We start from the raw sequence: 23,639 nt of genomic DNA on the forward strand, positions 1-23,639 counted from the left end.
CCCCCCCCCCCCCCCCTCCGGGGTGCCGAGCAGGCGCCCGTAGTCCTTCATCGCCGCGCCGCAGCCCGCGCTGTCGACGACGACGGGTGCATCACCGGGCATCGACGCAATCACTCGGCGTGCCAGACGGCGCGCCAACTGCACGCGGCCGGCGTGCACGTGCAGCGCACCGCAGCAATCGCCGCCGTGTCCCGCGAGACCCGGGCGCGCGCCCGCCGCCCGCATGACCGTGAGCGCCGCACGGTGGACGTCGCGCTGCCACGCGTCCATGACGCACCCGGTGAACAGGTAGGCGCTGGGTTGCGGGTCGCCGGTGAGGCGCGTGCGCACCGACTGGAGTGTGAGCTTCGGCAGGCCGAACCGCTGCGGCACGAGGTGGAGCCGCTGCGCGAGCCACCCCGGCCACGTGAGCGCGAGCAGCAGCCAGTGGCGCGGCAACACGACGACATAGCCCAACCACTCGGCGACACGGCGCAGCGGGCTCCGGGGCGCGGTCCGCGTGTGCGCCAATGCCTCGCGCGCGCCTTCCATCAGGTGACCGAAGGGCACGCCCGACGGGCACGCGGCCTCGCACCCGCGGCACTGCACGCAGGTCTCCATCGTGTGGCGGAAGGCGCCGTCGAGCGGGGCGCCGTCGAGCTCGACCGCCCGCATGGCGGTGATCCGCCCGCGCGGTGATGCGGCCTCGAGCCCCGTGACCCGGTAGGTCGGGCAGTGCGGCAGGCACAGTCCGCACGCCACGCACGCGACCAGCTCGTCCTCGTCGACCGGGAGCACGTGCTTGCGTTCCCGGCGACGCTGGAGGTCGAGCGGAGCCTCATACATGCGAAGTCTCACCTTCGACGTCAACCGGAGGATGAGGTTCAGGCTCGAGCTGCAGGCGGCCACGACCGAGCTTCCCGGTAGGGTCGAACGCCGCGCGAATTCGCCGCATCAACGCCAGGTTCGGGAGCGCGCGCCCGAAGCCGTCGAGATCGGGCGCGCCGGCTTCGCGCAGCAGCCAGCCACCGTGTTCCTCGGCCGCGGCGCGCGCGGCGGCAAGCCCTTCTTCGGCGTCGGTGGCGATATGGATGGTGCCGACCCCGATTTCGGCGAGCCAACGCACGCCCGTGTCACGGAGCGCGGGCGCGAGCTCACGGAGCGACGCAGGCGCGATCGAGACCCGGCCGCGATGCGGGCCCTCGGGCCACGGTGGCGCGCCCGAAACCGGCTCCGTGCCTGAACGGGAAACCGGCTCCGTGCCGGCCGCGGATCGTTCCCGCTCGACGTCGGCGGCCACGCCCTCAGCGAGGAGATGGGTGCGCTCGCCGTCCCACGCGATGCACGACGGCCGGTAGGTGCGCCGGCGCACCTCGAACGGGTCGTCGTGGGTCGTGCTCCACTCGGCGACCTCGGGCTGCGGCTGGCACCGCAGGATCACCTGCACGAGCACGCCGATCGTGCCGAACGAGCCGACGAGCAGCCGCGGGATGTCGAAGCCGCTCACGTTCTTGACCGTGGGGCCGCCGCCCTTCACGAGCCGCCCGTCGGGGGTGACGAAGCGCACTTCGAGTACCCGGTCGCGCAGCGGTCCGTAGCGAAGCCGCCGGTGGCCGGAGAGCCCGACCGCGAGCACGCCACCGACCGTGGCATCACTGGAACGAGGATCGAGCGCGCACTCCTGCGAGGCCTCGCCGAGCACCGCGGAGAGCTCGTGCACCGGGGTTCCTGCCGCGACGGTGACGGTGAGGTCGGCGGGCTCGTAGACGATCACGCCGCTCGGAGCACGCACCTCGACCGCGTGGGCGGAAGGAGTTCCACCCACTTCCCAATGCGTACGACCGCCGACCGCGACGACGTCGTCGGCGTCGCGCACGGCGGTGGTGAGGGAGGTCAGATCCACGCGCCCTCCGGTACGCGCTGGAGCTCACCGCACCGGCTCCCCTTCGGGAGGATCTTCGCGGGGTTCGCGCGCCCTGATGGGTCGAACGCGTCGCGCAGCCGTGCCTGCGCGTCGAGGTCGTCGGGTGAGAAGACGAGCGGCATCGCCTCACGCTTCTCGAGCCCGATCCCGTGCTCGCCCGACAGCACACCACCCGCGGCGACGCACGCGGCGAGAATCTCGTCGCCGGCTCGGTGGACGCGCTCCCACACGCCGGGCTCGCGCGAGTCGAACACGATCAGCGGGTGCAGGTTGCCGTCGCCCGCGTGGAAGACGTTCATCATCGTGAGCTGCTGCTCGGCCGCGATCGCGTACACCTGGCGCAGCACGTCGACGAGACGCGTGCGCGGCACGACCGCGTCGTGCAGGTAGTAGTCGGGCGCGATACGGGCGATCGCGCCGAACGCCGACTTGCGCCCCTTCCACAGCAGTGCCCGCTCGGCCTCGTCGGCGGCCACGCGCACCGTACGCGCGCGGTTCTCACGCCCGACCCGCTCGACGGCGGCCACTTGTTCCTCGACGCCGTCGGGCAGGCCGTCGAGCTCGACGAGCAGCACCGCGGCCGCGTCGCGCGGATACCCCGCGCCCACGTAGTCCTCGACTGCGCGTGTGATCTCGGCGTCCATCATCTCGAGTGCCGCGGGCACGATCCCCGCCGCGATGATCCCGCTCACGGTGGCGCCCGCGTCCTCGATCGTGGTGAAGTCGAGCAGCAGCGTGCGTACCGCGGGCGGGTTCGGCGTGAGCCGCACCGCGATGCGGGTCGCGATGCCCATCGTGCCCTCGCTTCCCACGAAGCAGCCGCGCAGGTCGTAGCCCGGGTGGTCGGGCTCGAGGCCGCCGAGCATCGTGGTGGAGCCGTCGGCGAGCACCACCTCGATCGCGAGCACGTGGGTGGCGGTGACGCCGGACGCGAGGCAGTGCGGTCCGCCCGCGTTGGTGGCGACGTTGCCACCGATCGTGCACGCCTGCTGCGATGACGGATCCGGTGCGTAGTGGAGACCGAGGTGCGTAACGGCGCGGGTGAGGTCGAGATTCAGGACTCCGGGCTCGACCCAGGCCACGCGCTGCTCCTCGTCGATCTCGAGGATCTGGTTGAGCTGCGTGGTGACGATCACGAGTGGGTCGCCGACAGGTGTGGCACCGCCGGCAAGACCGGTACCACTCCCCCGCGCGACGAACGGACGGTCGTGACGTGCCGCGATGCGCACCGCGGCAGCCAGTTCCCGTGCGTCGTGGGGGAAGCACACCGCTGCTGCGTGCCCCGAGGCCACACCCGCATCGCGGGCGTAGAGCGCGAGCTCGAGTGGTTCCGCGCGTGCTCGGTCGGTGCCGAGGGTGGCGCGGAGATCGGCGAGCATCTGATCGGTACGGTCGATACCTCCGACATTACGACGTGGAATCTCGCGGATGACACGTCTTCGCAGCTGCGACACGATAAGAAGGACACAGACGGCGACGCCACCAAGCATCGAGGAGGCCGGATGGTGCGCGCGGCGAGGGAATGGGTCAGCTTCGACGACCCCGACGAAGAACGCCGGTGGCAGATCGACGTCACGTTCCTGTTGTCGCGGTGGCAGTGCATCTTCGGGAACGGCTGTCAGGGGGTGCTCGACAAGAAGGCGCCCGAGTTGCACCAGGGCTGCTGCTCCTACGGCGCCCATTTCAGCGATCGCAAGGACCGCGATGCCGTCGTGAAGATGGCGCGGAAGCTCACCGACGACGAATGGCAGTTCGCCAAGATCGGCCGCAAGAAGGGCATCTACGCGAAGGTCGGAAAAGACGACGATGGCTCACCCGACTGGCGTACCCGGCTGGTGAAGGACGCGTGCATCTTTCTCAACCGCCCGGGCTTTCCCGCGGGCCCCGGTTGCGCGCTGCACACGCACGCGATGCGAGCCGGCGAGCACCACAGCGACTGGAAGCCCGAGATCTGCTGGCAGCTCCCGCTCCGGCGGATCGACGAAGAGCAGGAGGACGGCTCGGTGACCTCCACGCTCACCGAGTTCGGGCGTGACGGCTGGGGCGAGGGCGGCGAGGACTTCGCGTGGTGGTGCACCGAGGCGCCCGAGGCGTTCACCGCGGCCGATCCCGTGTACCGCACTCTCGACGTGGAGCTGCGGAAGATGTTGGGGAAGAAGATCTACCGGTCGGTGGTGGAGTATCTCGACGAGCGGCTCGCGGCGCCAGGCTTCGCGCCGGTCGCGCATCCAGCGGCGGTCCCGGTGACGATCACCAAGAAGCAGCGCGCAAAGAAGTAGGCGCTCAGAGGTACAGGCCGGTCTGCCCGTCTTCGCGTGCGGACGCGACGGCGTGGATGTCGCGTTCGCGCAGGATGAGGTACTCCTCGCCGCGGATCTCCACCTCGAAGCCCACATCGGGTGCGAACAGGACGCGATCACCTTCGGCGACGTTGCGCACGGTGGGCCCGACGGCGACCACCTCTGCCCACGCCAGCCGCCGGTTGAGGTTCGCGGTTGCCGGGATGAGGATCCCGCCGCGGCTCTTGCGGTCGCCGGTGTCCTCGTTGGGCATGAGGAGCAGCCGATCGGCCGTCATGCGGATCGACTGCTTGACGTCGTCGCGATCTGCCATGAACCTCAGAGGCTAGGGCCTGCCGACGAACAAGGCGCGGGTTCACGCGGCGTGTTTGTCGGCTTTCCGCGCGTGGCTACTGCCACATGCTTCGAATACCGCGACCGGCGAGCACTAGATTCGGCCGGTGGCCGACTCCCCCCAGGTTGCCGGACACCGTGTGCCGATCGCGGTGACGCCCTGGCACCTCCGTATGGGCAAGAGCGCGCTCGTCTACCTCCAGCTCACGAAGCCGCGCGTGATCGAGTTGTTGCTGGTCACCACGCTGCCCGCGATGATCCTCGCCGCGGGCGAGCTACCCCCGATCGCGCTGATCGCCGAAGTGCTCGTTGGCGGCGCTCTCGCGGCGGGGGGTGCGAACACCATCAACTGCTGGATCGAACGCGACCGCGACCACTTGATGCGCCGCACCGCGCGCCGCCCGCTTCCGAGCGGTCAGATCGCGCCGGAGCGGGCGCTCGTGTTCGGGCTCCTGCTCGAAGTCGCGGCGTTCGCGCTCCTCTGGGGCACGGTCAACCTGCTGTCGGCGGTGCTGGCGGTCACCGCGACGCTCTTCTACGTGTTCGTCTACACGATCTGGCTCAAGCCGCGGAGCCCGCAGAACATCGTGATCGGCGGCGCCGCCGGGGCGGTCCCGGTGCTTGTCGGCTGGGCGGCGGTCACGGGCGAGCTCGCGGCGCCGGCGTGGGTGCTCTTCGCCATCGTGTTCTTCTGGACTCCCCCGCACTTCTGGGCCTTGTCGTTGCGGTACTTCGACGACTACAAGGCCGCGGGCATCCCGATGCTTCCGGTCGCGAAGGGCGTCGACGTCGCACTCCGTGAGATCGTCGTCTACAGCGTGGTGGTGTTCGCGACGACGCTCACGCTCCCGCTCGTCGCCGACACCGGAGTGATCTACGTCATCGCCGCCGTCCTCCTCGGCCTCGTGTTCGTCTGGCGCTCGTTCCAGCTCGCACGCCACAGCACGCCGGAGCGCGCGATCGAGTTCTTCACGCTCTCGAACCTCTACCTCGCGACGCTGTTCGCCGCCATTGCCGTCGACACCCTCGTCCAGTCCATCTGACGCCGACGCGCCGCCGTCGCGACGCGCGCGCCTGGTCGTCGCGCTGGTCGCGCTCGTCGTGGTGGTGGTTGTCGCGGTCGTGACCGTTGTCGTCGTCACGGGGAGCGACGACCAGTCGTCCGGCTCGGGTCCCGGCGAGGTGCCGGAGGCGAACTCGGCGAAAGTGGGCGAGCTCGCACCCGACTTCGCGATCCAGGGGCTCGACGGTGGCACCGTTCGCCTCTCCGACTTCCGCGGCAAGCCGGTGGTGCTCAACTTCTGGGCCTCCTGGTGCAATCCGTGCCGTAAGGAGTTCCCGTTGTTCCGCTCGACGCTCGCGTCGAACGGCGGCGCGTACGAGATGGTCGGCGTCGACACCGGTGACCTGCGCGGCGACGGGCAGCGGTTCGCGGAGCAGCAGCACGCAGGCTGGCCGATCGGGTTCGACGCCGACAACTTGGTCGCGCGTGGCTACGGCGTGGACCCGCTGCCCCAGACCTTCTTCATCCGGCCCGACGGCACGATCGCGTCGCACGTGATTCGCGGGCTGAACAAGGCAGAACTGGATCGCGAGCTCGCGAAGATCGGCGTGAAGTAGCGTCACGTGCGTGCGACGCCCTCGGATCGGAACCGTCGCGGCCGGCGTGTTTGTGATCGTGGTCGCCGCAGGAGGCTGTGCCAGCGGATCATCGGGCGAGAAGAGGAGCCGTCGGAAGTTGACGCCGACGACGACCCTCGCGCCGACCACGACCCTCGCGCCGACCACGACCCTCGCGCCGACCACGACCCTCGCGCCCACTCTCGGATCGGGCACGACTCCCGAAGCAGCGGTGGGGGCGTACGTCCGCAGTCAGGGGCTCGAGGACGCGGGTGACTGCGTGGGCACCGACGTGTCCACGGATGTCGGCAAGTGGTGCTCGGCGCTGCGCGAAGACGGCACCGACCGAAGGACCTACGGCATCGGGCCGGTAGCGTCAGAGTTCGCCAAGGTCCTGACCCTCGAGCGGCGCGGCACGATGTGGGTCGTCACGTCTGTGACGGACTCGCCCCAACCCGGCACTTGACGCCGCGCTACTCCTCCCAGCGGAACCAGCGCGCGGCCGCCAGTGGCGCGGCGATCGCCCAGATCACGAGCACCGCGAGTTCGCCGGTCGGGAACGATCGGCCGGCTTCGAGGACACCGCGCAGCGTCTCGGAGAGCGCGGCGGCGGGCAGTGCCTTGGCGAACGTCTCGAGCACGTCGGGCAGCTTGTACAGCGGGTAGGCCATCCCGCCGAGGAAGAGCAGCACGAGGAAGAGCCCGTTCGCGATGGCGAGGTTTGCCTCGGCGCGGAGCGTGCCGGCGAGCAGCATGCCGATCCCCGCGAACGCGATCGTGCCGAGCAACAGGAGACTGACCGCCGCGACCAGGCCGCCCGACGGGTCCCAACCCAGCGCGATGCCGGTGCCGACGATCGCGATCGTCTGGAAAACCTCGAACGCGAGCACGTTCAGCGTTTTCGCCCCGAGGAGCCCCGCGCGCGTGAGCGGAGTCGACCCGAGCCGCTTGAGCACGCCGTAGCGCCGCTCGTATCCGGTGGCGATGCCGAGGCTCACCATCGCGCTCGACATCACCGCCAGCGCGAGCACGCCCGGAACGAGGAAGTCGACCGGGTGCGGGAGCGTGGTGTTCACCGCGTCGACCTTGGTGAAGAACACGAGGATGCCGAGCGGGATCGCGAGTGTCACGAGCAGGCTCTCGCCGCGCCGGACGGTGAGCAGCATCTCGACGCGTGTCTGCGCAGTCACCGCGCGCGCCTTCACTCGCTCTCCTCCCCGGTGAGGCGCAGAAACACGTCCTCGAGGGAGCCCTGCCCGGCGCGGAGCTCGCTCAGCAGCACGTCCTGGTCGTCGAGCCACGCGGCAAGTGCTGCGACCAACGCAGGCGTCGCCGGCGCGTCGACCACATAGTCGCCGGGGCGTACCTCGTGCGCGCGTGCCGCGGGCAGCACCAGCGCGTGCGCGAGTTTCTCGAGGTCGAGCCCGCTCGCGGCCGAGAAGCGCATGTCGGCGGCCGCGTTGGTCGTGAGCTCGGACGGTGTTCCGTACGCGACGAGACGGCCGTGATGGACGATGCCGACGCGATCGCAGAGCTGTTCTGCCTCCTGCATCGCGTGCGTGGTGAGCACGACGGTCGCGCCGCGATCGCGGAGCTCGCGGATCAGTGCCCAGGTGGTGGCGCGCGCGTGAGGGTCCAGACCGGCAGTCGGCTCGTCGAGGAACACGAGCGACGGTCGACCGATCAGCGCCAGCGCGAGCGACAGGCGCTGCTGCTGACCGCCCGACATGCGGCGCACCAGCGTGTGCTCCGCCTCCCGCAAGCCCACGAGGTCGAGCAGCCGGTCGGGGTCGTCGGAGTGGTCGTAGTACGAGGCGAAGAGCTGCAGCGCCTCGAGCGGGCGGATGCCCGGGTAGAGCCCACCCTCCTGGAGCATCACACCGATCTGCGAACGGAGCAGCGCGCCGTCGCGCCACGGGTCGACGCCGAGCACGCGCACCTCGCCCGCGTCCGCTCGGCGGTAGCCCTCGAGGATCTCGACGGTCGTGGTCTTCCCCGCTCCGTTGGGCCCGAGCAGTCCGAACACCTCGCCGGTGTCGATGAAGAACGAGATGCCGTCGACCGCCTGCACGGTGCCGTAGCGCTTCTCGAGCGCGACGACATCGACCGCGTGCGCGGGACTGCTCACGCTCATGAGTCGCGCCACGCGACGAAGGCGGCGAGCTCTTCGAGCGCGCGCTGCGCGTCGACGGTGATCGGCGCTTCCCTGAGCGCGACGACAGCCTCGTCGACAAGTCGTGTGATGGCGTGCTCGACCTCGTCGACGGCTCCCAGCTCCACCAGGAGGTCCTGCAGCGCACGAATCTCGTCGGTATCGAGATCGGGTGAACCCGCGCGCGCGAGCAGCTCGGCCTCGGGTCCGCTCGCCGCGGCCGCGGCTGCCGCGAGCAGTGGCGTGAGTTTGCCCTCGCGCAGGTCGTCGCCCACTGGCTTCCCGGTGACGGACGGGTCACCGAACACACCGAGAAGGTCGTCGCGCATCTGGAACGCGCTCCCGAGCGGGATGCCGAACCGGGTGAGCGGAGCCGCGAGCTCGTCGAGGCGCCCCGCGAGCGCGGCGCCGAGGTGGAGCGGCCGTTCGACCGTGTACTTCCCCGACTTGTACATCTCGATGCGCTCGGCCCGCGCACGATCGCGCCGGGTGCTGGTCGCGCCGGCGAGATCGAGGAACTGGCCGACGCACAGTTCGATGCGGAGGTCGTCGTAGACCGGCCTTGCCGCAGGGGGCGCCGACGCGAACAGCATGTCGGCATAGACGAACGCGAAGTCGCCGATGAGGATCGCGGCGCCTTCACCGAAGCGGCGCGCTTCGCCGTGAGCAGACGTTGCCGTGTGCTCGTCGACGAATCGTTGGTGCACCGACGGCCGTCCGCGGCGCGTCGACGCCCCGTCCATCACGTCGTCGTGCACGAGGGCGCACGCATGCACCATCTCGATCGCCGCGCACACGTCGATGACGACGGTGTTGTCGGGATCGCCGCCCGCGCCCACATACGACCAGAAGCAGAATGCCGGCCGGAACCGCTTTCCCCCGGCGCGGACGAGGTCTCGCAGCGCGACGAGCGGCGATTCGAGGTCGGCGTCGACCGCGCGCCACCGCTCGATCTCCGCGTCGAGCAGCGTGAGCATGCGCGCTTCGGCGCGAACACCCGCGTCGGAGAGTCCGAAAGGTTGGGACACGGCTCGCGCCATCCGTGCCGATGCTAGAGGTCCGCGCTCGGGGAGGCGGTAGCGAACAACCGGGTAGCGTGAGGCTGTGCAGCCCTTCGAGCGCCTGCGCCGCATCGCCCGGCACGCAGGCGACGACCGCACGTTGGTGGCCGAATCGGCCGACTGTCTCGCCGACTTCGACGCCGATCCGGCCGGCCTCGTGGTCACGTGCCGCCGGCTCCTCCAACACCATCCCGACTGCGCGCCGCTGTGGTGGCTCTGCGCCCGGGTGCTCGCGGCGCCCGACCCGTCGGACGCGGCCGGGGAGGCCGAGCGGCTCGTCCGCGACGACCGCACTCCGGGTCGCCTCGCCGCGCTGCTCCCCTTTCCGCACGACCGCCCGATCGCGGTGCTCGGATGGCCCGAGCTCGCGGGCGAGGCGCTGGCGTCACGACCCGACCTCGAGGTGCTCGCGGTGCGGCGTCCACACGGGGACGACAACTGGCATCGGCGGCTCGCGCGGAGCGACGCGTCGGCGCGGCCCGTTGACGCGATCGAGGGATCGGTGCTCGAGCCGTCGCACGTGCTCGTCGAGATCGAGGCCGCCAGCCCGACCCGTGCGTTGCTGCTCGACGGCACGACCGCGTTGCTCGATCAGCTCACTAGGCCGACCACGCTGGTGTGGCTGGTCGCGGGTGTCGGGCGGGTGCTGCCCGCCCGCCTCTTCGACGTCATGAGCGCGCGTCTCGAACCACCCGACGACCACGGTCTCGAGATGGTCGACGTGCAGATCGCCGACCGCATCGCGGGGCCCACCGGCCTCGAGCGCCCCGAGCACCTGAGCCGGCGCGTCGACGCCCCCGTCGCGCCCGAGTTGCTCCGGTTCGACTGAGGCGGACGGAGCTCGTGGTGGGTGACGCCGTTCTCTACGAACTGGACGATCACGTCGCGACCATCACGTACAACCGTCCGGAAGCACTCAACGCGGTCAACGGTGAGATGCGGCGCGGCCTCAACGCCGCGTTCACGCGCTTCCGCGACGAGGAGGACGCGTGGGTGGGCATCGTGACCGGCGCGGGGAAGGCGTTCTGCGCGGGCGGTGACATCAAGGACGGTGCCGGGTCCACCGGCGAGTTCGCGGGGACGTTCTGGGAGAAGCCCACCATCAACTCGTTCGAGAGCGGGTGGGAGATCTTCAAGCCGGTGATCGCGGCGGTGAACGGGTACTGCCTCGGCTACGGCCTCACGCTCGTGTCATGGTGCGACTTCGTGATCGCGAGCGAGCACGCGGAGTTCGGCTTCCCCGAGGTGCGCCTCGGCACACCCACGATCGTCGGCGCGATCCGCTTACCACAACGCCTCAACTGGCAGTACGCGATGGAGTTGCTCCTTACCGGCGACCGGATCGATGCGACGCGCGCGAAGGAGATCGGCCTCGCCGGCTGGGTCGTCCCCCACGACGACCTGATGCCAGAGGCGCGCAACCTCGCGGACCGGCTGGTGCAGGCCGCGCCGCTTGCGGCGCGCGCGACGAAGGAAGTCGCGGTGCGCACGCAGCACATGTCGTCGGTCGAAGCGATCCGGTTCGGCGAGACCATGCGCAAGGTCGCCGCCACCACCGACGACGCGGCGGAGGGCATGCGCGCGGCGCGGGCGGGCCGTCCGCCGGAGTGGCGAGGCCGCTGAGCCATGTGGAGGCATGGCAAAGGAGGGTCACGTGAGGGGCAGAATCGCCCGATGTTTGATGGTTGAACGGGATGCTCATCCCGTGACCGGTCGCGATGGACGGAGCGAGCGTGGGGAAGTCAAATCGGCGAAAGGAGGAGAACCGGAGCGCGAAGCAGGACGCAGAGTCCATCCGCGCTCTGATGCAGGCAGTCGAAGACGCGGTACGGCTGCTTCGAGACGCGGTAGTGAGCGCGAATCGCCTTCGCGCGGAGATCGAGAACCAATTCGGCACACTCGCGCAGGAAATCCGTGACGCGCTTCGTGCCGGCGCGGCAGAGCCCAACGGGCAGGTCACGTCGTCCGACGCCCCGGCGCTCTTGGAGACGCGCGCTGACGTCGTCGGCACACCGTTTGACACTGTTGTCGGCTTGGTCGCCGGCAATGGCTCGGCGGCGGACCCCGCCGAGCGCGCGGTCAGCGACGCGGTGCGAGCATTCTGGGATCTCTATCTCGAGGTTGGTGCGCGTCCTGGGCCATTCGATCTCACGGCAACACGCGCCGAGCTCTCGCAGCAGGCGACCGGCGAGATACTCCAGCAGCTGTTGACGCGCTTCGCGGCCAACAGTGCCGCGGGCTTCGTGGTACGGGGAACGACCGACGTCCCACCTCACGTCATCTCGGTGGGGAGCTCCATCGCCCTCGTGCGCGACTGCAACGAGCAGCTTCCCTGTCTGTACCGGCTCAAGGACGGAAGTCGTGTCGGCGAACACCAACCCAATGGCCGCGCGCGGATCATGACGTTGGTGCGCGAGAACGACGGATGGAAGGTCTCCGAGATCATTGACGAGGCAACCGCCGATCGCTACCTGGATGAGCTTTCGCCATCGGCTTCGCCCGCGGCCGAGCGACTTCGCGATGCAGCCCATTTCGAGGTTCCCGAGCCCGCTGAGACACCGCGGCGGCTCGGTGAAGACATGGTCTCCGACCGAATCGCCGGGTAAGAGCTCCGCGTCGTCAGGCGTGCGCGGCTTGGGCCTCGCGCACGAGGCCCTCGACCTCGTCGACCGCCCGCGCGAGCGCCGCGCCGTCGAGTGCATCGGCGAGGGGCTTTCCCCCTGCTGCTGTCAACATCGGCGCGAGTCGATTGCGCAGCCGGTCGATCGCCCACGCAACCGGCTCGCCCTCCGCGACGGTGTCCAGCGGGAGGATCCGCTCCTTCTCGTCTCCGGTGACGGTGGGCGGTTCGTAGTGATAGTGCGCGTTCGTGTTGAACATGTCGAATCGGAGATATTCATGCTCGTCGTCGGTGCCCAGGACTCGGATCGTCGGACCCGACACGTCGGTTCCGTTCTGGACCAGCGTTCGATGCTCGATCATGAACGTGATCGGGCCGGCTTCTACTCGCGCGCCGTGTTCCGCGTCTGCCATCGCCTACCTCCAGCACTCGCCGCCGACGAAGACACCATGATCCCACGTCCACCCGTCACGCGCATTCCGCGGTTTCGGCGTGCGGCACGGCTACCGTGCCCGTCCGGTGGAATCGAACGAGACCACGACGCAGTCCCAGGTCGACCTGTCGACCACCTGCCTCGCGTGCGCGTCGCCGATGCGTGAGGAGCATGCGCACTACCGCTGCCCTGCGTGCGGCTGGCGCGACTCCTGCTGCGACGGGCCGTATTGACGAATCAGTTGGGGCTCGGCGGTTCCAGCTCGAGGTCGCTGCCCGACGACTGGTCCGACGGATGACTCGGGGCGCGGTACCTGCCATCGATCTGGTAGGGCACCACGCGGGTCCGGAACCGGCGGCCCAGACGGCCGCGCACGATTGCACGGACCGGCGGGACCAGCAACAGGATGCCGAACATGTCGGTGATGAAGCCGGGGACGAGGAGCATGAACCCGGCGGCGAGGAGCAGCCCGCCGTCGACGAGGTGCGATCCCGGGACACGCCCGGCATCGAGCTCGGCCCGGATCCGGCGCAGCGTACCGGTGCCCTGACGCTTCACGATCCACAGGCCCACGATCGAGACCGACAGGAGCAGCGCGATCATCTGGCCCGTGCCGATCCACTCGGCGACCTTCACCATCACCGCGATCTCGGCGATCGGGATGACCACGACGGCCGCGAGCAGGATGAACATCGTGCCGAATTGTACCCCCGCCTCCGGCGGGTCAGGCTTCGAGCGCCAGCCTCGTGACGGTGCCGTCGTCGTCGGCGGGCGCGTCGAGCTGCTGCTGGCGGCGCACCGCTTCGATCTTGTCGAGCTCGCGCTCGAGCATCCGCTTGCGCGTGGACTCGAGGTCGTCGAAGGCGGTCCCGGCGGTCTTGAGGCTCCGGCCCACCTTGTCCATCTGCTCGACGAACTTGGACCACTGCTTCTCGAAGCCCTGGAGGAGCCCGAGGATCTCGTGGGTGGTCTGCGAGAGCCGGAAGTTGTCGACCGCCTGGCGGATGACCGCCAGCACTGCGAACAGGGTGAGCGGCGAGCAGAACACCACCTTGTTGCGCAGCGCGTCGTCGAGGATCGTGCGGTCCTGCTCCTGGATGAACGCGTAGACCGCTTCGTTCGGGATGAACAGCAGGACGCAATCGATGGTGTTCGACGCCACATCGACGTAGTCGCGTCCGGTGACCTCCTTCAGGCGCAGGCGGACGTCCTTGAGGAACTCCTTCCGCCACCGCTCGCGCTCGACGTCGGACCCGGCGTCGAGGAACTTCAGATAGTTGTTGAGCGGGAACTTCACGTCCATGTGCAGGGACAGGCCCTGCGGGAGCATGAACGTGTAGTCGGGGATGCCGCCCGAGCCGGCGATCATCTGGTGGCGGCGGTAGTTGACGCCGTCGACGAGCCCGGCGAGGCGCAGGACGTCGTCGGCCATCCGCTCGCCCCACTGACCGCGCGCGGTGGTGCTCGACAGCGCCTCGCGCAGCGATTGCGTGGTCTCGGCGAGCACCTGGGTGTTGCGGCCCGCTTCCGCGAGCTGGCTGCTGAGCTGGCCGACGTGCTCGCGGCGCTCGCTCTCGATGTCGTGCACGAGTGACGTGAGCTTCTGGAGGTCGCCACGCATGCCCACGAGCTCGTGGTCGATCAGCGACTTCTTGCCCTCGAGGTCTTGCGTGCCGAGCCGCCGCTCGGCGGTGAGCATCTGCTCGTTCATGCGGACGAGATGGTCGATCGCGGCCTTGACCGCCTCGTCGCGCTCCTCGCGCTCCGACGTGGCGTCGGCCTCGGACGGCCGGCGCCGCGAGACGACCAGGGCAACCACGAGTGCCGCGATCAACGCGGGCACGACGATCAGACCGAGCACCACCACCAGGGCTTCCATCGCGGCCTTCCTCTCACGAGAAACAAGGACAGGTCGACCGTAAACCTGGGGTGTGACAGTAACGTGCATAGGCTCTGACCTGCGCAAACGCGCGAGCGGGGTCCTCGTCCGGCAGGCGCTACTCGTCGAGCAGGCGCTCCACGATGGCGGGCCACCGCCTCGTCTCGCCGTCGCGGGTCTGGCCGCCGGCGGCGAGGAACCGGGTCATCGGCTCCCGGTGGGCGCCGGCCGCCATGAGCCGGGCCAGCGCCGCGCTCTCGGCGACGAGCGCCTCGTCGAGGGTCCCGCCGAGCGACGTGTCGACGATCTCCTTCGCCGCTGCCACCGACTCCGGTGGCATGGCGGCGATCCGCCGCGCGACCCCGTCGACGCGGTCGAGCAGCGACTGCGACGGCACGACCGCGTCGAGCCATCCGATGGAGAGCGCCTCGTCGGGGCCCACGTCACGCGCGGTGAGGATCAGATCGAGCGCGCGGCTCCGGCCGAGGAGGCGCGGCAGCCGTGCCGTGCCTCCTGCGCCCGGCAGGATGCCCATGGGCACTTCGGGCTGGCCGAGCACCGTGAGCGGCGTGCCGAAGCGAAGGTCGACCGCGGAGCAGAACTCCGCGCCCCCCGCGCGCCGCGCCGTCGATCGCAGCGATCGTGACGTACCTCGCCTTCTGCAGCCGGTCGAACGTCGCCGCCGCGACATTCGGTTCGCCGACCCGCGCGCGCGGCCCGGGCGGTGGCGCGGCGAGGATCGCCCCGACGTCGCCGTGCATGAGGAAGAAGTCGGGGTCCGCGCTGGTGAACACGACCACACGCACGTTGTCGTCCCGATCGCACTCGTCGAGCAAACCGACGAGCGCGCCGATGAACGCGCCGTCGACGAGGTTCGTGGGTGGATGGTCGATCGTGACGGTGGCAACACCACTGTCGACCGTTCCGCGCAGCAGTACCTCGGCCACGTTCAGCCTTCGTCCGCGGCGGCGGACGCGAACGCGGCGAGTTCGCGCGGCACGTCGGGACCGGCGGGTGTGTAGATCACCTCGGTCGCGCCGCGGGCCTCGGCGTGCTCGAGCCGCGACCGCACGCTCGCCCGATCGCCCGTCCACCCGGTGCCGAGCACCGCGGCACCGGCGGCGTCGAGCAGCGCGCGGTCGCGCTCCGTCAGCGTGACCACATGACCTTCGTGCACCACGAGATGCCGCTGATCATCCGGCCGTTCCGCCTCGATGCCGGCGCGCCACTCCGGACCGCCGGGCATCCCCGCGAGCGCATCCGGCGCCCACTCGTACATCGCGTGGTAGCTCGTAACGAACCACGGGCCCGCGGCGGCGCGTACGCGCTCGCTCGTCTCGTCCTCGCCGGGATCGAGCACCGTCCCGTTCACGAGCACCGCGCACGTGGCCCAGCGGGGATCCCCCTCTCCGTCGGGCGGCATGCCCAAGAGCACCACGCCGTCGGCAATCTCGTGCGCGACCGCAAACCCCTTCGGGCCGGCGGGCGCGACGAGCAACGGCACCTCGATCGGTGGTGTCGGTCCGAAGCCGGGCGAATAGATCAACTGGCATTCGGCGCCGTCGACTTCCACCACGTCACCCTGGAGCAAGGCCCGCACCTTCCTCACGTACGACGAGAGGTCGGCCCAGCGCATCGCGCGCTTGCCCATCGCCAGTCGCGCGGTGAACCCGGTGCCGAACGCCACCGCCAGCCGACCGGGCGCGAGCTCCTCGATCGTCGCGATCGCCGACGCCGTGACCACCGGGTGCCGGAGGCTCGGCACCGCGACCGCGGTGCCCACCCCGATGCGCTCCGTGGCCTCGGCAACCCGCGCCAGCGCCACCCACACGTCGCCATAGAGCGCGGGTGAGTCGTACGCCCACACGCGCGTGTATCCGAGCGACTCCGCCAGCCGCGCGTAGGTCGGAAGGTCTCGGCTCGGCGGGAACCCACACGACAACGCGATCACAATCGTCCTCCCTGTCTCGGGCGGAGACTGTCTCACATCTCGTATCGTCCCCACCATGAGCGACGAACTTCGTTTCGACGACCGGGTCGCGATCGTCACCGGAGCGGGCGGCGGCCTCGGGCGCGCGCACGCCATACTGCTCGCGGCCCGCGGCGCACGCGTCGTGGTCAACGACCTCGGCGGATCGCGTGACGGCCTGGGCGACGGAAGCAGCACGATGGCCGACGCGGTTGTCGCCGAGATCACCGAAGCCGATGGCACAGCGATCGCCAACGCCGACAGCGTCGCCACTCGCGAAGGCGGCGACGCGCTCGTCGCGCAGGCGCTGGACACCTGGGGGCGCGTCGACATCGTGGTGAACAACGCGGGCATCACGGGCCAGGGAAACTTCGCCGAGCCGGAGTCGTACCAGCGCGTGTACGCGACGCATCTCATCGGAACCGTCAACGTGCTGCGCGCGGCATGGCCCCACTTCGTGGAGCGCGACTACGGGCGCGTGGTGAACACCACCTCGGGATCGGTGTTCGGCGCGGCGGGAAGCGGCGACTACGCCGCGGCCAAGGGTGGGGTCTTCGCCCTCAGCCGCAACCTCGCGCAGGACCACGAGGGCACCAACATCAAGGTGAACGCGATCATGCCGATGGCGTTCACGCGCATGACCGCCGCCATTCCCCATCCGCCGACGGTCGAATGGTTGGAGAAGTGGTTCGCGCCCGAGAAGGTCTCGCCGTTCGTCGCGTACCTCTGTCACGAGAGCGTGCCGTGCACCGGCGAGACGTTCACGGTGGGAGGCGGGCGCGCCGCGCACGTCGTGTTCGCGCACACGAACGGCTATTTCGACCTGGACGCGAGCCCCGAGTCGTACCGCGATCACTTCGAAGAGGTGATGGCCGACGACGACCCGCGCGACACCAGCGGCTTCGCCGAGTTCGCGCGTTACGCCACGCTGCTCCCCGACCCGGGACCGTTCGCTTGACCGATCAGATCACGGGCGGACCTCTCTCGCACCTGCGCGCCATCGACTTCAGCACGGGGATCCCGGGCGCGTACTGCACGAAGCTGCTCACCGACGCGGGCGTCGACGTGATCAAGGTCGAACCGCCGGGTGGTGACCCGCTGCGCACCTACCAAGCATCGGGCGCCGCTACCACCCTCGAAGTAGGCGGGCCGCTCTTCCGGTACCTGAACGCGGGCAAGCGCTCGGTGGTCGGCGAGCCGGGCGACGCGCACGTCGAAGCACTGCTGGCCGGCGCCGACATCGTCGTCGAGAGCTTCGGCCCCGACCGCTTCGACGTCGACGGCGTGCGCGCGCGCCACCCCCACCTCGTCGTGCTCTCCATCTCGCCCTTCGGTGCGGGCGGTCCCCTCTCCGACCGCCCCGCCACCGACTTCATCGTGCAGGCGGAATCGGGCACGGTGCTCTTCCGCGGCAAGACGTCGCGCGAGCCGGTGCAGGCCGGGGGCCGGCTCGCCGAGTACGTGGGCGGGCTCTACGGCGCACCCGCCGTGGTCGTCGCGACCGCACGGGCGCGGCGCACCGGCGTGGGCGAGCACATCGACCTCTCGCTCGCCGAAGCCATGGCGATCGCGGGGTCGGTGTTCGGCGACCTCGCGCACCACTGCATGGGGCGGCCCGAGCCCACTGGCCCGTCGCGCAGCGTCGAGACGCCGTCGATCGAACGCGCCGCCGACGGCTTCGTCGGCTTCAACACCAACACCGCCACGCAGTTCCAGAACTTCCTCGTGCTCATCGAACGCACCGACCTGCTCGACGATCCGAAGTTCGCCGGACTCGGCGGCAGGTACATGAACATGGTCGAGTGGCAGGAGATCGTCGACGGGTTCATGCCGTATCACCCCGTCGAAGAGATCGTCGAGACCGCGGCCGCGCTGCGCATCCCGGTGTCACCCGTGTACGACGGCGAGACGATCCGCACGAACGAGCACGTGGTCGCGCGCGGCGTGTACCTCGACGGTCCCGACGGCCTGCCGCGCCCCCGCCGCCCCTACCGCTTCGACCACGATCCGCTCCCCGAGCCGCAATCCTCAGCGCGCCTCGGCGAGTACGACGGCACCATCGAGCCCCGAAACCGCCCGCTCCCCACCGATCCGGGCGCCGACCCGACCGCGTTGCCGCTCGCGGGGCTCAAGGTGCTCGACGTCACGTCGTGGTGGGTCGGCGCGGCAGCCACGCACTTCCTCGCGTTGATGGGCGCGGAGGTGATCCACGTGGAGTCGATCACGCATCCCGACGGCATGCGCCTCACCGGCGCCGCGTTCGGACGGCCCGACTGGTGGGAGTGGGGCCACATGTTCGCGGCGGCGAACACCGACAAGCTCGACATCACCATCGACGTGAGCGCACCCGAGGGCCGCGACCTGATGGTGCGCCTCCTCGAGTGGGCCGACGTGGTTGCCGAGAACTTCGCGCCGCGCGTCATGGAGAACTGGAACCTCGACGCCGCCGAGGTGCTCGCGATCAACCCGAAGATCGTCTACCTGCGGATGCCGGGCATGGGCCTCGCGGGTCCGTGGCGCGACCGCGTCGCGTTCGCGCAGACGATGGAGCAGATGAGCGGCCAGGCGTGGATCACCGGCTTCCCCGACGACATTCCGCTCATCCCCCGCGGCCCCGCAGATCCCACCGCCGGTCTGCACGGCGCGTTCGCCATCCTCACCGCGCTCACGCAGCGCGACCGCACCGGCAAGGGCGTGTGCATCGAGGCACCGATGATCGAGGCCGTGATCAACGTCACCGCGGAACCGGTGCTCGAGTTCGCCGCGAGCGGCCACAAGATGATGCGCATGGGGAACCGCTCGCCCCATGCCGCGCCCCAGGGCCTCTACGCGTGCCCGGGCAGCGAGCAGTGGCTCGCGATCAGCGTCGCGACCGACGACCAGTGGCGCGGCCTACGCCGCGCCCTCGGCGACCCGCAGTGGGCCACCGATCCCGCGCTCGGCACGCACGAGGGCCGGTCTGCGCAGCACGACCTCCTCGACAATCAGCTCGCCGAGTGGGCGGCCGCCCACGAGCTCGACGACGCGGTGGAGCTCCTCGTCGCGCACCGCGTGCCCGCGGCGAAGGGACGCGATCCGCGCGTGCTGAGCCGGCATCCGCAGTTCGTCGCGCGCGGCTTCTACGAAGAGATGGACCACCGGTCACTCGGGCGGTACCCGTCGCCGGGCTTCCCATTCCGGTTCGCGAGCGTCGACCACTGGCTCCACACGGCGGCGCCGCTGCTCGGCGAGCACAACCACGACGTGCTTACGCGCATCCTCGGTCTGTCCGACGACGACGTCGCCGCGCTCGAAGAAGCAGAGGTGATCGGGAACCGCCCGAAAGGCCTGTAGGTTCCTGGCTCGTGACGGAGGAAGGGATGCGATGAGCGTGGAGCTACGAGTCGTCGGCGCCGGTGTGGGCCGCACGGGTACGGAGTCGTTGAAACTTGGCCTGGAACAGTTGCTCGGCGGTCGCTGCTACCACATGCTCGAGCTCATCGCGAACCCCGACGGCTTTCGCCACTGGGTACGCGCAGCCCAAGACGACATGCCCGACTGGGACAAGGTGTTCGACGGATACGTTGCGGCCGTCGACTGGCCGGCTGCCGCGTTCTGGCCCGAGATCAGCGCCGCCTACCCCGATGCGCTCGTGCTGCTCTCTGTCCGGAACAGCGCCGAGGAGTGGTACCGCAGCGCCAGCCAGACCATCTTCTCGATCCCACCCGACAAGATGCCGGGCGACAACGCCTTTGGCGCGGCATTCTTCGCGATGATGGCGAAGCGCTTCACCGCCGATCTCGGGGACGAGGTGAAGGCGATGGCCGCCTACGAGGCTCACAACCAGCGGGTACGCGACACGGTCCCTCCCGACCGGCTCCTCGAGTGGCGCCCCGGTGACGGCTGGGGCCCGATCTGCGCCGCGCTCGATATCGCAGAGCCCGACGAGCCGTTCCCGCACGTCAACACGACAGAGATGTTCCAAGCCCGCATACGCGAGGGATTCGGTTCGCCGTCCCGCTCGGAGTGAGCGACGAATGATCAGGTGCGGTCGGCGTCCTGGGGAGTAGCGGTGGGGTCGGACGACGGCCAGACCGCGCTCGCTTCCCGGGGGCCCTCGGGGATCCCGCCCTCTTGTATGCCGTGCCGCTTCGCGCGCTTGGCGGCCTGCTTTTCCTGGCGCGCGCGCTCACGCTGGAGCTTTCCGAATGAGGTGCGTTGACGTCCGCGACCTGACATGGGGAACCTCCTGTCGACGAGGGTGTTGGGGGAGCGAACGGCTGCGAGCCGGGTATCCCGGCTCGCAGTGAGCTACCCGATGGTTAGGCGACGGGGCGCACGTTCTGGGCTTCCTCGCCCTTTCGGCCGGGGGCGACGTCGAACTCGACGCGCTCGCCCTCGGTGAGGGTCTTGTAGCCGTTGCCCTGAATCGCGGAGAAGTGGACGAATACGTCCTCGCCGCCTTCACGGGCGATAAAGCCGTAGCCCTTCTCGCTGTTGAACCACTTCACGGTGCCTTGTGTCATTTCTTGCTCCTGTTACGGGCCGCCCGAAACACGCGGATTGGTCTCACAGGGTGAAGAGAATCCCCGGGACGCTTGCCCGCAGTGCGGAGCGACAGAGAAGAACTCGCCAAGCCGTGATTTGCCACGCGTCGCGATCACGCGACCGATTGCTGAAGACACCAAGAATAGCAGCCGGGGTCCCGAACCGGTGGATCAGCCCTTGGTCCGGTGCTCCGGTCCTGTCATCCGCTGCTGAGATGCGACAGGAGCAGCTCGTTGAGGCGGTCGGCGGCTTCCTCGGGGACCCAGTGGCTCACGCCCTCGATCACCTCGAACCGGTACGGACCGTCGACGTGCGCCTCCGTCCCAACGGCTGCTTCCCGGCCGAGCGCGATGTCGTCGGTGGACCACACGTACATCGTGGGCACCGTCACGGGCCCCATGTCGGCGCGGAAGTCGTTGGCGCGATACCAGTTGAGGCCGCCCGTGAGCGCACCCGGCTCGAGGAACACGCGCACGTACTCGGCGGCCGCGTCGGCGTCGTGCAGGCCGCTCCCCTCGTACAGCGAGCGCAGCCACGCCGCGTCGTTGTCGAGGAAGAGGGCTTCCGCGCTCGGATCGCGGAACGTGAGCATGTAGGCCGATTTCTCCTGTTGCTCACCGTGCGCGATCGACTGCGCGAACGGTGCGGGGTGGGGCGTGGACACGACCGTGAGGGTGCGGAGGCGGTCGCCGTGACGGCCGGCGACGTACCACGCGACCGCGCCGCCCCAGTCGTGGCCAACGAGATGGAAGCGGTCGACGCCCAGCGCGTCGACGAACCCGATCGCGTCGGCCACGAGCTCGTCGATCCGGTACGCGTCGACGCTCTCGGGGCGCGCGCCGCTCGCGTAGCCGCGCTGGTCGGGCGCGACCGCGCGGTACCCCGCGGCCGCGAGCGCGGGGAGCTGCTTGCGCCATTCGTACGACGTCTCGGGGAAGCCGTGCAGTAAGAGGACCAGCTCGCCGTCGGGCGGGCCGTCGGCGCGCGCGGAGAAGGTGTACTCCCCCACCGTGAGATCGAGTGTGTCCATCGGTTATGCCCTCTTCTCTTCGAGTTGGGTGGCGCGACGGTAGAGATGCTCGGCGCCGAGTCGGCGGGCCCAATCCTCGAAGTCCGGGGTGGGAGCTCGCCACTCCCAGTCGTCCACCGTGCCGACGTCACCGTTCGTGCGCAACGTGGCGAGGTCGAGGAACAACGTCGCGGCGTCGCGCGCTGCGGCGAGCGTGGCCGCGAGCTTCGCGGCGCCCCGCACCTCCACGTCCCACTGGCGCGCGTCGTCGGGGATCGCGTCGAGGTGCTCGTACCGAGCGAGCACGATCGCGGTGGACTTGGCGCCCCAACCCGGGAGGCCGGGGAACCCGTCGGCCGAGTCACCCACCAGCGCGAGGTAGTCGGGAATGGAGCGCGGTCCCACGCCGAACTTGGCGCGCACACCCGCTTCGTCGATAACGGTGTTGTCGCGGCGTCGGTCGACCTGCACCACGAGCGGGTCCTCCACGCACTGCCCGAGATCCTTGTCGGGGGTGCAGATCAGGACGCGCCCCACCCGCGGATCATCGCGGGCGACGGCTGCCGCCGACGCCATGCCGTCGTCGGCCTCGAGTTCCACCATCGGCCACACGGCCACGCCGAGCGCGCCGAGGGCGTCCTCGAGCAGCGGGAACTGCGTGAGCAGCTCGGGCGGGACGCCGGCGCTCGTCTTGTAGCCGGCCCAGAGGTCGTTGCGGAACGACTCGATCACGTGGTCGGTGGCCACGCCCACGTGCGTCGCGCCCTGCTCGAGCATCGCGAGCATCGATCCCACCACCCCGCGGACGGCTGCGACCTCGATGCCGTCGTCGTCGGGGTGCGAAGGCACCCCGAAGTGATGGCGGAACAGCTCGTAGGTTCCGTCGACCAGGTGGACCTCCACGGGGAGTACGGTACCGAGCGTGAGGGATGCGGAACTCCTGGCCGAGCTCGAGCCCACCGGCGCGCGCCTCCTCGACCGCCATCTCAGCACCGCCAAGGAGTGGTTCCCGCATGAGTTCGTGCCCTGGAGCCGCGGGCGCGACTTCGCCGAGAGCCAACCGTTCGATCCATCGGAGGTCCCGCTTTCGCCCGGGGTGCGCAGCGCGCTCCTCGTGAACACCCTCACCGAGGACAACCTCCCGCACTACTTCCGCACGATCGTCGCGCACTTCGGCACTGCCGAGGTGTGGAGCGAGTGGAACAAGCGGTGGACGGCCGAGGAGGGCCGCCACTCGATGGTGCTCCGCGACTATCTCACCGTCACCCGCTCGATCGACCTCCGCGAGCTCGAGCGCGCGCGCATGGCGCAGGTGTCGCGCGGCGTCGTACCAAACCCCCCGACCATCGCCGACGGCATCGTGTACGTCGCGCTGCAAGAGCTCGCCACGCGCATCGCACACCGCAACACCGGCAAGCTGCTCGGCGACCCGGCCGGAGAGGCGATCATGAGCCGCGTGGCCGCCGACGAGAACCTCCACCACCTGTTCTACCGAGACCTCGTCGCCGCCGCGATCGAGATCGACCCGTCCACCATGGTTGCCGCGATGGAGCGTCAGGTCTGCCATTTCCAGATGCCGGGCGCCGGGATCCCCGACTTCAGCAAGCATGCGCGCGCGATCGCCGACGTCGGTGTGTACGACTTCGCGTCGCACCACGACCAGATTCTCGTGCCGGTGATCTTGAAGCACTGGCGGATCGAGCAGCTCCAGAACCTCAAGGCCGCGGCCGAGCAGGCCCGTGAGCGGCTGATCCAATACATGGATCGTCTCAACCTCGCGGCCCAGCGCATGCTCGCACGCCGCGCGCGACGAGCGGCTGCCGCGATCTAATC

At 69.8% G+C, this 23,639-nt stretch carries 29 protein-coding genes; 12 read left to right on the forward strand and 17 right to left on the reverse strand.

The window, feature by feature from the left end; genetic code table 11:
* From WD271_06815 to WD271_06825, 3 genes are all read right to left on the reverse strand, one after another.
* The coding region (locus tag WD271_06815; protein ID MEX1007541.1) for a (Fe-S)-binding protein at nt 1-825 on the reverse strand (825 nt) is incomplete at its 3' end.
* Complete coding sequence (locus tag WD271_06820; GenBank protein MEX1007542.1) at nt 818-1,882, reverse strand: FAD-binding protein; 1,065 nt, start codon at nt 1,880-1,882, stop codon at nt 818-820. The genes WD271_06820 and WD271_06815, both read right to left, overlap by 8 nt.
* Nucleotides 1,873-3,282 carry an FAD-linked oxidase C-terminal domain-containing protein gene (locus WD271_06825; protein ID MEX1007543.1) on the reverse strand — a complete coding sequence of 470 codons (1,410 nt, stop codon included), beginning with the start codon at nt 3,280-3,282 and terminating at the stop codon, nt 1,873-1,875. Before WD271_06825 ends, WD271_06820 begins: the two co-directional genes overlap by 10 nt.
* Nucleotides 3,283-3,405: 123 nt before the next feature.
* Here WD271_06825 and WD271_06830 point away from each other — a divergent pair, with 123 nt between their 5' ends.
* Entirely contained in the window at nt 3,406-4,182 is a 777-nt protein-coding gene (locus WD271_06830; protein ID MEX1007544.1) for a hypothetical protein, read from the forward strand.
* Nucleotides 4,183-4,186: 4 nt separating this feature from the next.
* Here WD271_06830 and WD271_06835 read toward each other — a convergent pair whose 3' ends face one another.
* Nucleotides 4,187-4,516, reverse strand: coding sequence for a co-chaperone GroES (locus WD271_06835; GenBank protein MEX1007545.1), 330 nt, complete (start codon nt 4,514-4,516; stop codon nt 4,187-4,189).
* Between the two features lie 127 nt (nt 4,517-4,643).
* Here WD271_06835 and WD271_06840 point away from each other — a divergent pair, with 127 nt between their 5' ends.
* The 3 genes from WD271_06840 to WD271_06850 are packed head-to-tail and all read left to right on the forward strand — an operon-like array spanning nt 4,644 to nt 6,622.
* Nucleotides 4,644-5,579 (forward strand): heme o synthase, encoded by a 936-nt coding sequence (locus WD271_06840; protein ID MEX1007546.1) that lies wholly within the window; start codon nt 4,644-4,646, stop codon nt 5,577-5,579.
* Nucleotides 5,548-6,156, forward strand: a complete 609-nt coding sequence (locus WD271_06845; protein MEX1007547.1) for a TlpA disulfide reductase family protein — start codon at nt 5,548-5,550, stop codon at nt 6,154-6,156. Before WD271_06840 ends, WD271_06845 begins: the two co-directional genes overlap by 32 nt.
* Before the next feature lie 10 nt (nt 6,157-6,166).
* Nucleotides 6,167-6,622, forward strand: coding sequence for a hypothetical protein (locus WD271_06850; GenBank protein ID MEX1007548.1), 456 nt, complete (start codon nt 6,167-6,169; stop codon nt 6,620-6,622).
* Between the two features lie 7 nt (nt 6,623-6,629).
* Here the strand turns inward: WD271_06850 and WD271_06855 are convergent, their stop codons facing one another.
* From WD271_06855 to WD271_06865, 3 genes are read right to left on the reverse strand one after another with little or no spacing between them, the layout of a single operon-like run.
* Nucleotides 6,630-7,361 (reverse strand): ABC transporter permease, encoded by a 732-nt coding sequence (locus WD271_06855; GenBank protein ID MEX1007549.1) that lies wholly within the window; start codon nt 7,359-7,361, stop codon nt 6,630-6,632.
* On the reverse strand, nt 7,358-8,284 hold the full coding sequence (locus WD271_06860; protein MEX1007550.1) for an ABC transporter ATP-binding protein: 927 nt from the start codon (nt 8,282-8,284) through the stop codon (nt 7,358-7,360). Before WD271_06860 ends, WD271_06855 begins: the two co-directional genes overlap by 4 nt.
* 2 nt (nt 8,285-8,286) lie before the next feature.
* Nucleotides 8,287-9,348: a polyprenyl synthetase family protein gene (locus WD271_06865; protein MEX1007551.1), complete on the reverse strand. Its 1,062-nt coding sequence runs from the start codon at nt 9,346-9,348 to the stop codon at nt 8,287-8,289.
* A gap of 64 nt (nt 9,349-9,412) precedes the next feature.
* On the opposite strand from WD271_06865, the gene WD271_06870 reads away from it, so the two are divergent.
* The 3 genes from WD271_06870 (at nt 9,413) to WD271_06880 (ending at nt 11,975) form a co-directional block, all read left to right on the forward strand.
* The gene (locus WD271_06870; GenBank protein ID MEX1007552.1) at nt 9,413-10,198 is read left to right on the forward strand and encodes a hypothetical protein; all 786 of its coding nucleotides are present in this window, start codon (nt 9,413-9,415) and stop codon (nt 10,196-10,198) included.
* Nucleotides 10,199-10,215: 17 nt separating this feature from the next.
* The gene (locus tag WD271_06875) at nt 10,216-10,992 is read left to right on the forward strand and encodes an enoyl-CoA hydratase/isomerase family protein (GenBank protein MEX1007553.1); all 777 of its coding nucleotides are present in this window, start codon (nt 10,216-10,218) and stop codon (nt 10,990-10,992) included.
* 227 nt (nt 10,993-11,219) lie between these two features.
* Nucleotides 11,220-11,975, forward strand: coding sequence for a hypothetical protein (locus WD271_06880; GenBank protein ID MEX1007554.1), 756 nt, complete (start codon nt 11,220-11,222; stop codon nt 11,973-11,975).
* A gap of 13 nt (nt 11,976-11,988) precedes the next feature.
* On the opposite strand, the gene WD271_06885 is transcribed toward WD271_06880, so the two are convergent.
* Nucleotides 11,989-12,402: a hypothetical protein gene (locus WD271_06885; GenBank protein MEX1007555.1), complete on the reverse strand. Its 414-nt coding sequence runs from the start codon at nt 12,400-12,402 to the stop codon at nt 11,989-11,991.
* Between the two features lie 106 nt (nt 12,403-12,508).
* Here WD271_06885 and WD271_06890 point away from each other — a divergent pair, with 106 nt between their 5' ends.
* Nucleotides 12,509-12,655: a hypothetical protein gene (locus tag WD271_06890; GenBank protein ID MEX1007556.1), complete on the forward strand. Its 147-nt coding sequence runs from the start codon at nt 12,509-12,511 to the stop codon at nt 12,653-12,655.
* Nucleotides 12,656-12,659: 4 nt separating this feature from the next.
* Here WD271_06890 and WD271_06895 read toward each other — a convergent pair whose 3' ends face one another.
* The 5 genes from WD271_06895 to WD271_06915 form a co-directional block, all read right to left on the reverse strand.
* A complete protein-coding gene (locus tag WD271_06895; protein ID MEX1007557.1) occupies nt 12,660-13,115 on the reverse strand; it encodes an FxsA family protein in 456 nt (151 codons plus the stop codon).
* Nucleotides 13,116-13,146: 31 nt separating this feature from the next.
* A complete protein-coding gene (locus WD271_06900) occupies nt 13,147-14,301 on the reverse strand; it encodes a DNA recombination protein RmuC (protein MEX1007558.1) in 1,155 nt (384 codons plus the stop codon).
* 118 nt (nt 14,302-14,419) lie between these two features.
* On the reverse strand, nt 14,420-14,860 hold the full coding sequence (locus WD271_06905) for an enoyl-CoA hydratase-related protein (protein MEX1007559.1): 441 nt from the start codon (nt 14,858-14,860) through the stop codon (nt 14,420-14,422).
* The gene (locus WD271_06910; protein MEX1007560.1) at nt 14,745-15,248 is read right to left on the reverse strand and encodes an enoyl-CoA hydratase-related protein; all 504 of its coding nucleotides are present in this window, start codon (nt 15,246-15,248) and stop codon (nt 14,745-14,747) included. The genes WD271_06905 and WD271_06910 overlap by 116 nt, the downstream gene beginning before the upstream one ends.
* 2 nt (nt 15,249-15,250) lie before the next feature.
* Nucleotides 15,251-16,288, reverse strand: coding sequence for an LLM class flavin-dependent oxidoreductase (locus WD271_06915; GenBank protein MEX1007561.1), 1,038 nt, complete (start codon nt 16,286-16,288; stop codon nt 15,251-15,253).
* Between the two features lie 19 nt (nt 16,289-16,307).
* On the opposite strand from WD271_06915, the gene WD271_06920 reads away from it, so the two are divergent.
* From WD271_06920 to WD271_06930, 3 genes are read left to right on the forward strand one after another with little or no spacing between them, the layout of a single operon-like run.
* Nucleotides 16,308-17,228, forward strand: a complete 921-nt coding sequence (locus WD271_06920) for an SDR family NAD(P)-dependent oxidoreductase (protein MEX1007562.1) — start codon at nt 16,308-16,310, stop codon at nt 17,226-17,228.
* Entirely contained in the window at nt 17,225-19,603 is a 2,379-nt protein-coding gene (locus tag WD271_06925; GenBank protein ID MEX1007563.1) for a CoA transferase, read from the forward strand. Before WD271_06920 ends, WD271_06925 begins: the two co-directional genes overlap by 4 nt.
* A gap of 31 nt (nt 19,604-19,634) precedes the next feature.
* Nucleotides 19,635-20,279 (forward strand): sulfotransferase family protein, encoded by a 645-nt coding sequence (locus WD271_06930; GenBank protein MEX1007564.1) that lies wholly within the window; start codon nt 19,635-19,637, stop codon nt 20,277-20,279.
* 11 nt (nt 20,280-20,290) lie between these two features.
* On the opposite strand, the gene WD271_06935 is transcribed toward WD271_06930, so the two are convergent.
* The 4 genes from WD271_06935 to WD271_06950 form a co-directional block, all read right to left on the reverse strand.
* Nucleotides 20,291-20,488, reverse strand: a complete 198-nt coding sequence (locus WD271_06935) for a hypothetical protein (protein MEX1007565.1) — start codon at nt 20,486-20,488, stop codon at nt 20,291-20,293.
* An 83-nt stretch (nt 20,489-20,571) separates the two neighbouring features.
* A complete protein-coding gene (locus tag WD271_06940) occupies nt 20,572-20,775 on the reverse strand; it encodes a cold-shock protein (protein ID MEX1007566.1) in 204 nt (67 codons plus the stop codon).
* A 221-nt stretch (nt 20,776-20,996) separates the two neighbouring features.
* Entirely contained in the window at nt 20,997-21,827 is an 831-nt protein-coding gene (locus WD271_06945) for an alpha/beta hydrolase (GenBank protein ID MEX1007567.1), read from the reverse strand.
* Between the two features lie 3 nt (nt 21,828-21,830).
* Nucleotides 21,831-22,709 (reverse strand): 5'-3' exonuclease H3TH domain-containing protein, encoded by an 879-nt coding sequence (locus tag WD271_06950; GenBank protein MEX1007568.1) that lies wholly within the window; start codon nt 22,707-22,709, stop codon nt 21,831-21,833.
* Between the two features lie 19 nt (nt 22,710-22,728).
* Here WD271_06950 and WD271_06955 point away from each other — a divergent pair, with 19 nt between their 5' ends.
* Nucleotides 22,729-23,637, forward strand: a complete 909-nt coding sequence (locus WD271_06955) for an acyl-ACP desaturase (protein MEX1007569.1) — start codon at nt 22,729-22,731, stop codon at nt 23,635-23,637.
* Nucleotides 23,638-23,639 lie beyond the last annotated feature (2 nt).

It is taken from the genome of Acidimicrobiia bacterium (assembly GCA_040880805.1).
In the GTDB taxonomy this organism is placed as follows: domain Bacteria; phylum Actinomycetota; class Acidimicrobiia; order IMCC26256; family DASPTH01; genus DASPTH01.

Excerpts from the sequence above, each read along its gene's own strand:
- WD271_06825 (MEX1007543.1), bottom strand. The coding sequence starts at position 3,282 with ATGCTCGCCGATCTCCGCGCCACCCTCGGCACCGACCGAGCACGCGCG.
- WD271_06830 (MEX1007544.1), top strand. The coding sequence starts at position 3,406 with ATGGTGCGCGCGGCGAGGGAATGGGTCAGCTTCGACGACCCCGACGAA.
- WD271_06835 (MEX1007545.1), bottom strand. The coding sequence starts at position 4,516 with ATGGCAGATCGCGACGACGTCAAGCAGTCGATCCGCATGACGGCCGAT.
- WD271_06865 (MEX1007551.1), bottom strand. The coding sequence starts at position 9,348 with ATGGCGCGAGCCGTGTCCCAACCTTTCGGACTCTCCGACGCGGGTGTT.
- WD271_06885 (MEX1007555.1), bottom strand. The coding sequence starts at position 12,402 with ATGGCAGACGCGGAACACGGCGCGCGAGTAGAAGCCGGCCCGATCACG.
- WD271_06895 (MEX1007557.1), bottom strand. The coding sequence starts at position 13,115 with ATGTTCATCCTGCTCGCGGCCGTCGTGGTCATCCCGATCGCCGAGATC.
- WD271_06900 (MEX1007558.1), bottom strand. The coding sequence starts at position 14,301 with ATGGAAGCCCTGGTGGTGGTGCTCGGTCTGATCGTCGTGCCCGCGTTG.
- WD271_06920 (MEX1007562.1), top strand. The coding sequence starts at position 16,308 with ATGAGCGACGAACTTCGTTTCGACGACCGGGTCGCGATCGTCACCGGA.
- WD271_06930 (MEX1007564.1), top strand. The coding sequence starts at position 19,635 with ATGAGCGTGGAGCTACGAGTCGTCGGCGCCGGTGTGGGCCGCACGGGT.
- WD271_06935 (MEX1007565.1), bottom strand. The coding sequence starts at position 20,488 with ATGTCAGGTCGCGGACGTCAACGCACCTCATTCGGAAAGCTCCAGCGT.
- WD271_06940 (MEX1007566.1), bottom strand. The coding sequence starts at position 20,775 with ATGACACAAGGCACCGTGAAGTGGTTCAACAGCGAGAAGGGCTACGGC.
- WD271_06945 (MEX1007567.1), bottom strand. The coding sequence starts at position 21,827 with ATGGACACACTCGATCTCACGGTGGGGGAGTACACCTTCTCCGCGCGC.